Annotated in this window: 12 protein-coding genes; 8 read left to right on the top strand and 4 right to left on the bottom strand. The window is 47.7% G+C overall.

What is annotated here, in order from left to right; all coding sequences use genetic code 11:
- Window positions 1-107 precede the first annotated feature (107 nt).
- The 4 genes from ENN47_03260 to obgE form a co-directional block, all read right to left on the bottom strand.
- Window positions 108-632, bottom strand: coding sequence for a hypothetical protein (locus tag ENN47_03260; protein ID HDP77201.1), 525 nt, complete (start codon window positions 630-632; stop codon window positions 108-110).
- A 99-nt stretch (window positions 633-731) separates the two neighbouring features.
- Window positions 732-1,670, bottom strand: a complete 939-nt coding sequence (locus tag ENN47_03255) for a dihydrouridine synthase (GenBank protein HDP77200.1) — start codon at window positions 1,668-1,670, stop codon at window positions 732-734.
- Window positions 1,663-2,247 carry a nicotinate (nicotinamide) nucleotide adenylyltransferase gene (gene nadD, locus ENN47_03250; protein HDP77199.1) on the bottom strand — a complete coding sequence of 195 codons (585 nt, stop codon included), beginning with the start codon at window positions 2,245-2,247 and terminating at the stop codon, window positions 1,663-1,665. Before nadD ends, ENN47_03255 begins: the two co-directional genes overlap by 8 nt.
- Window positions 2,219-3,538, bottom strand: a complete 1,320-nt coding sequence (gene obgE, locus ENN47_03245; protein HDP77198.1) for a GTPase ObgE — start codon at window positions 3,536-3,538, stop codon at window positions 2,219-2,221. Before obgE ends, nadD begins: the two co-directional genes overlap by 29 nt.
- Before the next feature lie 79 nt (window positions 3,539-3,617).
- Here obgE and ENN47_03240 point away from each other — a divergent pair, with 79 nt between their 5' ends.
- The 8 genes from ENN47_03240 to ENN47_03205 form a co-directional block, all read left to right on the top strand.
- Window positions 3,618-3,857: a DUF370 domain-containing protein gene (locus ENN47_03240; GenBank protein ID HDP77197.1), complete on the top strand. Its 240-nt coding sequence runs from the start codon at window positions 3,618-3,620 to the stop codon at window positions 3,855-3,857.
- An 8-nt stretch (window positions 3,858-3,865) separates the two neighbouring features.
- Window positions 3,866-4,483, top strand: a complete 618-nt coding sequence (gene clpP, locus ENN47_03235; GenBank protein ID HDP77196.1) for an ATP-dependent Clp endopeptidase proteolytic subunit ClpP — start codon at window positions 3,866-3,868, stop codon at window positions 4,481-4,483.
- 69 nt (window positions 4,484-4,552) lie between these two features.
- Window positions 4,553-7,006: a DNA mismatch repair protein MutS gene (gene mutS, locus ENN47_03230; GenBank protein ID HDP77195.1), complete on the top strand. Its 2,454-nt coding sequence runs from the start codon at window positions 4,553-4,555 to the stop codon at window positions 7,004-7,006.
- A gap of 35 nt (window positions 7,007-7,041) precedes the next feature.
- Window positions 7,042-8,118 carry an aminopeptidase P family protein gene (locus ENN47_03225; GenBank protein HDP77194.1) on the top strand — a complete coding sequence of 359 codons (1,077 nt, stop codon included), beginning with the start codon at window positions 7,042-7,044 and terminating at the stop codon, window positions 8,116-8,118.
- 21 nt (window positions 8,119-8,139) lie between these two features.
- Window positions 8,140-8,697, top strand: coding sequence for an elongation factor P (gene efp / locus ENN47_03220; GenBank protein ID HDP77193.1), 558 nt, complete (start codon window positions 8,140-8,142; stop codon window positions 8,695-8,697).
- A 19-nt stretch (window positions 8,698-8,716) separates the two neighbouring features.
- Window positions 8,717-9,181: an Asp23/Gls24 family envelope stress response protein gene (locus ENN47_03215; protein ID HDP77192.1), complete on the top strand. Its 465-nt coding sequence runs from the start codon at window positions 8,717-8,719 to the stop codon at window positions 9,179-9,181.
- Between the two features lie 4 nt (window positions 9,182-9,185).
- A complete protein-coding gene (gene nusB, locus ENN47_03210; protein HDP77191.1) occupies window positions 9,186-9,632 on the top strand; it encodes a transcription antitermination factor NusB in 447 nt (148 codons plus the stop codon).
- Window positions 9,633-9,644: 12 nt separating this feature from the next.
- A partial coding sequence (locus ENN47_03205) for a formate--tetrahydrofolate ligase (protein ID HDP77190.1) occupies window positions 9,645-10,745 on the top strand: 1,101 nt, incomplete at its 3' end.

The following is a 10,745-nucleotide window of genomic DNA, read 5'->3' as shown; positions in this document are numbered from 1 at the left end:
ATAATGAAGTCTAAATCTAACTCAAAGGGAGGTGTTCTTAATCTCCTTCAATTCGATTTTGAATAGATTCTATTTTGATGCATTAACTCTCTCTTGAGTAGATTTAATTATGATGCATTACGGTAAGTCAAAAGCAATTCCGCATCTGCAGGAATTGCTTTTTCGAGAAAGCGATTCATCTTGAGCGAATATGTGACATATTCTTTAATTTCTTCGGCAAAGATGTCTATTGAACCGTATTCCGCTTCGATCTGCCCGACTGTGTATAGGTCTGCACTATACATCGAAAGCATGGCTGCTGTCTCGCTGGCGACTTCGTCCTCAAAAGGAAGTAGGTTGTTCTCGAAAGCGTAGTATTCAATAAGTTTTTCGTCCGCCATGTAAGTGATAAGTATCAGTTTAAGGTTATGCACGCTTGGAGTATTCATGTTTGTGAAGTACTGGTCGAACGCGATTCCCTGACTCGAAGCGTCTGAAACCGTCGCATCGAAAGCCTGATCAAGCTCATCTGAAGATATCCAGAACTCCTCGGGAAGGGCCTCGCCATTCCTGGTGACCTTTACAGCGTATTCAACAGCCTGAAGAGTTATGGAGAAAAACACCAGTAGCACCAGTATAGAAGCTTTTTTCATAACCTGTACCCCCTAATATAATGTATACAATAATGATAACACTTCATTATATCGAAATAGTTGCAACCCGCCCGGCAAGTTAAGAAAATGTAAGGCGTATCATTTGAATACCTGGGAATCCGGTAGAAAACATCTGAACAGTTCCCAGACTTCTTCAAGCGAATCGCATTTCATGTATTCCTTTCTCAGATCCGAGGCATTCCTGATATTTCTTGTGTACCCGGCAAAGGACTTTCGAAGCTCCCTAACCGCCTGCTCTTCACCAACCCTCTTTCCAAGGAGCTCAAGATGCGTCGAAAAATGACCGAGTCTCTCCGGTAGGTCAGGGTCATCGTAGAAGCCCTTCTGCATAAGATCCTTACTCTGTCTGAAAATCCAGGGATTGCCGATGGCGCCCCTGGCGACCACTACGCCATCTACGGAGTAGCATCTCAACGCGTTCACGATCGCCTCCGGGCTGAACATGTCTCCCGAACCGTAAGATAGTATGCCTTCCTCGTGAAGCAAACGGGCTATCCTGTCGATCTCCTCCCAGTTCGCAGATCCCGAATACGCTTGTGCGACCGTCCTGCCGTGCACAAAGACAGCCTCCGGCTTTGCCTTCAAAATCGGATAGATAATTTCTTCAGTCTCGATACAGTCAAAGCCCAGTCTGATCTTCACTGAAATTGGCACTTCAACGGTATTTTTCAGAGCGATGATCATTTCCGCAATTTTTTCCGGGGTCTTTAGCAAGGCGCTTCCAGCGCCTCTTCTAGTTACTTTCCTTACGGGACAACCAGCGTTTATGTCAATCCAAGTCGCAACTATCGAGAGTTTCGCCGCGGCTTTTGCCATCCTAGATACGTTCGAACCGAAAAGCTGAATCCTGGTCGGAGTTGACGGGACAAGCTCATCTGTCTTTCCCGAAGACCTCAACGCCCCCTCGGCGCTAATCATTTCGCTGAAAACGAAATCGGCCCCCCATGAGAGAGAAAGCTCCCTCATTGTCGCGTCCGTGTAACCGGCCATCGGCGACAGCCCAATCTGCTTATCCATAGAAAGATTCGACCTCACAGAGTATTGAATCAGGGACCAGCCCGACAACCGATTTCCCTTCCTTGATTCTCTTGCGGATTTCAGTCGAAGAAATATCGAATCGCGGTGCGTCAAGCCAGATTACCTGCTCGTCGAAGGAATGGTCTCTCTCGGTAATGTTTCTTGGATACACCGCGATCGTAGCTTCATCAAGAAGAGTCTCATATTCAAACCAGGTGTCAAGGGAGACGAAGCTGTCTTCGCCAACGATTAGAAAGGGTCTGCAACTGTGAAGTTTCGAGAAGTGCCTAACCGTGAAGAGAGAATAGGAGATCCCCCCTCTTTCCCTTTCATAGTCAGACACGTAAGCTTCATCAATTCCGTCGAAAACAATTTTGAGCCACCTCATTCTAGTCTCAAATGGAGAGGTCGTACTGGAGACCTTGTGAGGGGGCATGTACGCAGGAATAACGTAAAGTCTTTCCAGTTCCAGCTGTTCGATCGCCCGTATTGCTACGACAAGATGGCCCGTATGTACGGGATCGAAGGAACCGCCAAAGATTCCGATTCTACTCTTTGTACACATACTCTCTGTCATCTATTACTACAGTGTCTCCTTCCATTATGCCGGCATTTCTAAGCTTCGAAGAAAGACCGCCCTTCTCCAGCTTATCCATTATGAAACGGTCTCTGTACTTGAACGCCCTGATCTTTCTCACGTAGAAATCAACGGCCGGTCCCAGAACCACATACCTTCCGCCAGAGTCCTTCTCCACTCTGAAATCCTCGGGGTAGGGTGCCGTTAGGACGACGGGTTCGACCTGAGGCAGAGGGCTCTCCTCATCGGCCTTCATGTATGAGAAGTACGAGGGATCTCTTTCGATATACTTCCAGATCGCCTCTTTCAAAGACTGGATTCCCTCGTGAGTCGCCGCCGAAATAGGAATTATCTCTTTGCCGGTGCTTTCTTTGAATAGTTGGAGCCTCTTCCGCCTCTCTTCTTCTGTAATGAGATCGCACTTGTTCGCGACAATAATCTCGGGCTTATCTGCAAGCTCTCTCTTGTAGAATTCCAGTTCGTAACGTATATCTTTGTAATCCTGAATGAAATCTCTTTCCTCGCTCTCTGAGATGTCCAGAAGATGAACGATTGTTTTACACCGTTCGATGTGCCTCAAGAATTTATGCCCTAGTCCAATACCCTCATGTGCTCCTTTGATTAACCCGGGCACATCGGCCACTATATATCCCTGCTCGTAATTGGCCATAACAACTCCGAGATTGGGCGAGAGGGTCGTAAAGTGATAATTTGCTATCTTCGGTCTCGCATTAGATATAACGGATATGAGCGTCGATTTTCCGACGTTTGGAAACCCGACCAGTGCGACATCGGCTAGAATCTTCAGCTCAAGTCGAACGAAGAGTTCCTCGCCGGGTTCGCCATTTTCTGCGGCCTTGGGCGCCTGATTCGTTGAAGAAACGAACCTCGCGTTGCCTCTTCCTCCCTTTCCGCCTCTGGCAATAGCGACTATTTGACCGGGATTACATAGGTCTGCAATAATCTCTCCACTCTCTGCGTCATATGCAATCGTCCCAACGGGCACTCTGATTACCAGATCTTTTCCCTTTTTTCCGGCCATGTTTGAACCGTGACCGCTCTCCCCGCTTTGAGCGATGAATTTCCTCTTGTGTTTGAATTCATAGAGCGTGTTTATTGAATTGGTTGATCTGAGAAAGACGTGGCCTCCTCTGCCACCATCACCACCATCCGGGCCTCCAAATGGTATATACTTCTCTCTCCTGAAGGAGACAGAACCGTTACCTCCATCTCCCGCCTTGACGTAAATCCGCCCCGTGTCAACGAGGCTTTCTTGATCGTTAGCTAGCATTGGAACACCTCCGCCGTATCTCCATGCCGTATCTCCATTATGTTATAATAACATTGTTATTGGAAGGGGGAAAGTATAAGTGGATCACGCTGTCAACGTTGGTTTTGAGTCCTTTGTGTTAAAGGATAGGGTTCTGGCCGTTCTTCCTATTGAAAGCTCGGCCATCCGAAGGCTCAAACAGCTGGGTATGGAGACCGGAAAGATCGTGAACCTCACTTTCGGAAAGAGGACGAAGGCTGTACTGATAACTGACAGCGGTCATATAATCTTATCCTTTCTTCCACCAAAGAGAATCATAGAAAAACTCTTCACGAATTAGGAGGTCTTATGGACATAAACATGGCACCTTTCGTCCCTTACGTAGTGGAAGACAGAGGAAGGGGAGAAAGGATTTTTGATATTTACACCAAACTGCTTTCCGAAAGAATAGTCTTTCTCGGCTGGCCAATCGACGATGAAGTCTCTAATATCGTGGTCGCACAGCTGCTCTTTCTCGAGTCCCAGGACCCGGAGAAGGATATAAACCTATATATCAACAGCCCGGGCGGCTCGATCACTTCCGGTCTGGCGATTTATGACACAATGCAGTACATAAAGCCCGACATCTCTACAATCTGCATAGGCATGGCCGCCTCTATGGGCGCGATACTTCTTGCCGGTGGAACAAAGGGAAAGAGGTTTGCTCTTCCGAACTCCAGGGTAATGATTCATCAGCCCTTCGGTGGAGCAGAGGGAGTGGCCAAGGATATCGAAATCAGGGCCAAGGAGATTCTCTATCTGAGGGACGAACTGAACAAGATCCTTGCCAAGCATACTGGTCAGTCAATAAAGAAGATAGAAAAGGACGCTGACAGAGACTTCTTTATGAGCTCTGTTGAAGCAGTCGAATACGGGATGATAGATAAAGTTATCGAACAGAAGCCAAAAGAAAAAGGCAAGGAATAAGAGAGAAGTATAACTGGCCGGCGCTGAGCGCCGGCTTTTGATGTATCCGGAGTGAATGACGTGGCCGAAATGACACCGATGATGAAACAGTACCTTGAAGTCAAGAACAGCTACAAGGACTGCCTGGTTCTCTTCAGGCTGGGAGATTTCTACGAGACCTTCCTCGACGACGCGAAGCTGGTTTCTAAAGAGCTGCAGATAGTGCTCACTTCGAGAAACGGAGTCCCGATGGCCGGCGTGCCTTACCACTCGATAAACGGCTATCTCAAAAAGCTGGTGACTGCAGGTTACAAAGTTGCAATCTGCGAACAGACGGAAGATCCGGCATTCGCAAAGGGCCTTGTGAAACGAGAGGTCACAAGAGTTGTCACTCCGGGAACGATCGTTGAAGACGAGTTGCTTCCTGAATCCGAGAACAATTACATCATCGCCGTAGGAGAAGCGGACGAACTCTTCATAATGGCCACGGCAGATGTTTCAACGGGCGAAGTGGCCCTTTCTGCCGCCGATGACCTCGAATCGATGAAAGACTTCATCGCAGCAACTGGGCCCTCACAGATACTTCTGCGGGAGAGCTTGAAGGCACTGAAGCGGGAGATTTCCGAGATCACTTTCGCGATGATTGAAATAGTTGAAGACTGGCATTTTGCTCTTTCATCGGGCATAAATTACGTGAAGGAGTTCTATTCGATTGCCTCCATAGATCATCTAGAGCTGAACAACAAAGAGATTGAAGTTCTCGGAGCGCTGTTCAAGTATTTGGAGACGATCAATTTCGGTCCTATGAAACATCTTTCCCTTCCGAGAGTTATCAGAAAATCCGATTCGATGCAGCTTGACGCCTCTACAATTGAAAACCTCAATCTCTTTCGTCTTGAGAGAAAGGGCTCTCTATTCGAGATCCTCGACGCAACGATTACTGGAATGGGAAAGAGAAGGCTGAGACAGTGGCTACTCTCGCCCCTGACCGACAGAGAGAAAATAGAGGAGAGGCTCGATGCGGTTCAGACTTTCTATTCTGACCGTCACCTCCTCGATGAGCTGAGAGAGTATTTTGAAAATGTATTCGATATCGAAAGGATCACAACGCGGCTTTCAACGGACAAGACTACCCCCAGAGATCTCTTATCGTTAAGAACCTCTCTGGCGGCACTTCCTCTGATCAAAGAGCTGATTTCAACTGAAGCGTCCTTTGAAAGGTTGAGCGATCGGCTGGAGCTTTTTCCCGAAGAACTCGCTCTTCTTCAGCGCAGTATCATGGATGAGCCATCTGCCGCAGTAGGCGAGGGAAAGGTCATAAGGGAAGGGTTCGATCATGAGCTGGATTCTCTTCGCGACCTTCTCGATCACTCCGTCGAGAAGATGAAGGCGATCGAAGCAGCCGAAAAGAAGTCTACCGGGATAAGTTCTTTGAAGGTGAAGTTCAACAAAGTCTTCGGCTACTTCCTGGAAGTCCCGAAGAGTCAGACGGACAAGGTGCCCCAGAACTACACTAGAAAGCAGACCCTTGTCAACTCGGAACGATATATCACGGAGGAACTCAAAGAATTTGAAGACAAAATCCTGAGCGCAAACGACAAGATTCAGACACTGGAAAGGGCACTCTTCTTGGATGTTTGCTCGCGGCTCCTGAACTCTTTGCAGAGACTTAAGGCTGTTTCAAAGGTCCTTTCGGAGATCGATTCTCTTCAGTCGCTTGCAGCAGTGGCGAGAAAATACAACTACTCCCGGCCTCGTTTTTCGGATGACGGAAAGGTGAGGATCTCAAATTCCAGACATCCGATAGTGGAGAGATTCGTTTCGGATTTCACTCCGAACGACGTATCTCTTAGCAGAAGTGAGAACTTTTTCATAGTGACCGGGCCAAATATGAGCGGGAAGTCGACTTTCATTCGACAGGTCGCCTTGCTCTCGATCATGGCCCAGGTCGGTTCTTTTGTGCCTGCAGATGAAGCCCTCCTTTCGATCTACGATAGGGTCTTCACAAGAATCGGCGCCAGAGATGAACTGGCTAGCGGCAAATCGACCTTTCTGGTGGAAATGATGGAGACGGCTACTATCCTCTCGAAGGCAACCGAAGACAGTCTCGTTATCCTTGATGAAGTGGGTAGGGGAACAAGCACCTTTGACGGTATTTCCATAGCGTGGGCCGTTTCGGAATTCATATACGAGGCAGTGGGATGCCACACGATATTTGCTACTCATTTCACCGAACTGACAGAGCTTTCCAACATGTACAGGGGCATAAAGAACAAGACTGCAAGAATAATCGAGACTGATAGCGGGATTGTCTTTCTCCACAAAGTGATCGATGGCGTAGCGAACAGCTCGCACGGAATAGAAGTGGCAAAGCTTGCCGGAGTTCCCGAGACCGTACTATCGAGAGCAAAGGAAATACTAAAGGTGATCGCCAAGCAGTCTGCGCTTGATAAGGCAGTCAGGGTTCTCACAGCAGACGATCTGAAGGAGATCAGGCAATCAAAAAAGGGAAAGATGAACAGAAATCAGATCACTCTATTCTGATGTATCAAATATCATTCTGAATTCCGGAGGTGGATATGTCGAGGATCGAACTATTCAGAGAGAAGCTTAAAGAATGCAACCTTGAGGGGTTTGTACTCTATAACATGGAGGCAAGCAATCGTTCCAGCTCCTGGTATCTGTCTGGCTTTTCGGGCTCCTTCTCAGTTCTGATCGTAACCCCAAAGGACGAGTACATAGTAACTGATTCGAGATACTTTACACAGGCCGAGATGGAGACGAAGTTCAGACTCATCCCTTACAGGAACGGCGACGAACTGAAGGACATAATTAGAACGACTCTGGCTAGAGACGGAGCAAGCCGAGTAGGATTTGAAGAAGAAACGATCAGTGTGGGTTTCTACAACAGGGTCTTTTCTCAGCTTGGAGTTGAATTGAAACCTGCCGACGATCTTCTCAAGGATATGCGGATGGTCAAAACGCCGGAAGAAGTGGCGAAGATCAAACTTGCTGTAAAGATCGCAGAAGATGCCCTCACAGAGACTCTTAACTTCGTGAAGCCGGGCAGGTCTGAAGAAGAGATTTGTGCGTCGCTCGAATACGAAATAAGAAAACGGGGAGGCAATCTAGCTTTCGAAACGATAGTCGGCAGCGGGCCGAGAAGCGCGATCGTTCATGGCAGACCATCTGAAAGAAAACTGCGGGAAGGCGATTTCCTCTTGATAGATTACGGAGCGAGGGTAAACGGCTACAATTCCGATATAACCAGGACATACTGTATTGGCGATCCGACAGAAGAGATGGCAAGAGTGTACGCAACCGTTCTCAAAGCGCAGACTGAAGCCAAGAACGCTGCAAAAGCAGGGGTAGTCGGAAGCCGCCTGCACGAAGTGGCAGCAAGTATAATTGGAGAGGCAGGCTACGGTGAATTCTTTGGCCACGGTCTTGGCCATAGTCTGGGAATGGATACTCACGACGGTCCGGGTCTGTCTCCGAAGAACAACGATCCGATCCCGGCAGGAGCGGTCATCACAATCGAACCAGGTATCTATCTTCCCGGCAAATTTGGGGTTAGAATAGAAGACGATTGTTATTTTTGTGAAAATGAGATTGAGGTTCTAACTAATCTAGATAGAGAGTTGAAGATTCTTTAGCGATCCGGAGGTGGCTTCTAGATGATAGAAGTTGGAAAAATCAGAAAGGGAAACCCCCTGATGATTGATGGCGAGATCTACATTGTTATCGAAGCAAACAAGCATTCAATGGGAAGAGGCGATGGCATAATCAGGACGAGGATGAAGAACCTGAAGACCGGCCTTGTAAGGCAGTTTACGTTTCAGGCAAGCGAGAAGGTGGAAGAAGCGGCGCTTTCATTCAGGCATGTCCAGTATCTTTACTCTGAAGATGAGCTCTTCCATTTCATGGACCTTGAGACATACGAGCAGTATACAATTGGAGTAGACGAGATGGGAGATGCTCTGGACTACATAAAGGAGAATGAAGAAGTCGACCTTCAGTTCCACGAAGAGAGGCCTATTGGGGTTGTTCTTCCTAATACAGTGGTCCTGGAGGTGACCGATACTGCACCCGCATACAAGGGCGATACGGTTTCGGGAAGCGGCAAATCAGCCGTTCTTGAAACGGGATTGAAGGTAACGGTTCCATTCTTCGTAGAGAATGGTGAGCTGATCCGTGTAGACACAAGAACAGGCGAATATATCGAGAGAGCATAGGGAGAAAGGAGGGAGAATTATGGATTTTGAAGAGACTGATCTCGGCAGAATCGAGATCTCGGAGGCTGTAATCCGGGATATCGCTATTCACTCCTACATAGAATTCCTGAAATTCGATCCGAAGGAAGCAAAAGCGCGTAAAGAGGCCAAGTCGACCGTAGATATCGATCTCGATGAGAAGGTCGATGGAACCAAGACAGTCAAGATCACTGTAAATACCAAGATCAAGTACGGTGTCTCGATACCCTCTCATGCCAGGAAGATGCAGGAGAAATTGAAAAACGACGTGGAGAGCTTCAGCGGCATAAAAGTTGAAGATGTTTCCATAACGATCGAAGACGTATATGAAGAGGCTCAGAAACCTGCCGTGTTCGAAGAGGAAGAGGAGTTTGAGAACTCCGAAGTGAAGCCCGAGCTTGAAGAAAGCAAGTCCGAGGAAATGGTCGAAGAGGTTGAAGACGAAGAGAGAGAGAAAGAGGTTTGAAGAGGTGAAGGCAGGTCCAAGCAACAGCAGACGAAGGATGAGAGAAATTGTTTTCAGCGCGATCTATCAATTCGACTTCAATGAAGATTTGGAGTCTTCATCGAATTACCTCGAACAGGAGCTCAGTTTCTTTTCGATGGAGATGGAGATGAAATTGAGAACACGAAAGTATTTCGACACCATATTGAAGAATCGTGATGAGATAGACGACATAATAAGAAAACACCTCACTAATTGGACTTTCGAGAGACTTGCCTCAACCGACAAGAACGTCCTGAGGCTTGGAGCATACGAGATAATTTATGAGCCAGACATACCGATCGAAGTTACACTGAACGAATCAATAGACATCGCTAAGAAGTATGGTTCGGAACAGGGCGGCAAATTCGTAAATGGCGTTCTCGACAAAATTGCTCGAGAGTGCGCATCAACAGAGAAAAGGCATTTATAGGAGGATGTTTACATGCTGACTGATCTGGAGATAGCACAAAAAGCAGAATTGAAAGAAATAGACGAAGTTGCCTCATCCGTCTCGATCCCCGACAAACATCTTAGAAGATATGGAAAGCACGTTGCAAAGATCTCACACCAGTATCTGAGTGAGCTGCAGGACAGACCGGACGGAAAACTGGTTCTTGTTACAGCTATAAGCCCTACTAGCGCCGGTGAAGGGAAGACGACTACTTCTGTTGGTCTGGCGATGGCCTTGAACATTATAGGAAATAAATCCTTTGTTACCCTTAGGGAGCCGTCCGTCGGACCGATCATGGGAATCAAGGGCGGGGCTGCCGGAGGTGGTTACTCACAGGTGCTTCCAATGGAAGAGATAAACTTACACTTCACTGGCGATTTTCACGCGATCTCGTTGGCACACAATCTTCTTTCTGCAGTCATCGATGCGCACATAAAATTCGACAACGAACTGCGAATTGACCCGGCGCAGTTATACTGGCCGAGGACCATGGATATGAATGACAGGGCTCTCAGACAGATAATCGTTGGCCTCGGAGGGTCGGCAAATGGCTATCCGAGGGAGGACTCCTTCGTAATAACTGCCGCCTCCGAAATTATGGCGATAGTATGTCTTTCTAAAAACCTTGTCGATCTAAAGGAACGCCTTGCAAAGATAATCGTCGGGAGAAGCTATGATGGCGAGTTCATAACCGTCAACGATTTGAACGTTCAGGGGGCTATGGCCACACTTCTGAAAGATGTCCTCGATCCAAATCTCGTTCAGACTATTGAAGGAACTCCTGCCTTTGTTCACGGAGGACCTTTTGCGAACATTGCGCACGGAACAAACACCTTGACTGCGACAAAGATGGCACTGAAGCTTTCCGATTATGTGATTACCGAGGCTGGCTTCGGGGCAGACCTGGGAGCACAGAAATTCCTCGACTTCGTCTGCCCTGTCGGAGGGCTGAACCCAAGTGCTGTTGTCTTGGTCGCATCGATCAGGGCTCTTAAGCTGAACGGGGGAGCTTCAAAAAAGGATATCCGGGAAGAGGATTTGTCGGCACTTGAACAGGGATTCGAAAACTTGAAGGTTCATTTCGAAAACATT

The organism is Mesotoga infera (assembly GCA_011045915.1).
Taxonomy (GTDB): Bacteria; Thermotogota; Thermotogae; order Petrotogales; family Kosmotogaceae; genus Mesotoga; species Mesotoga infera_D.
Note: the sequence above shows the minus strand (reverse complement) of the source record. Positions and strands in the feature narration are given on the sequence as shown.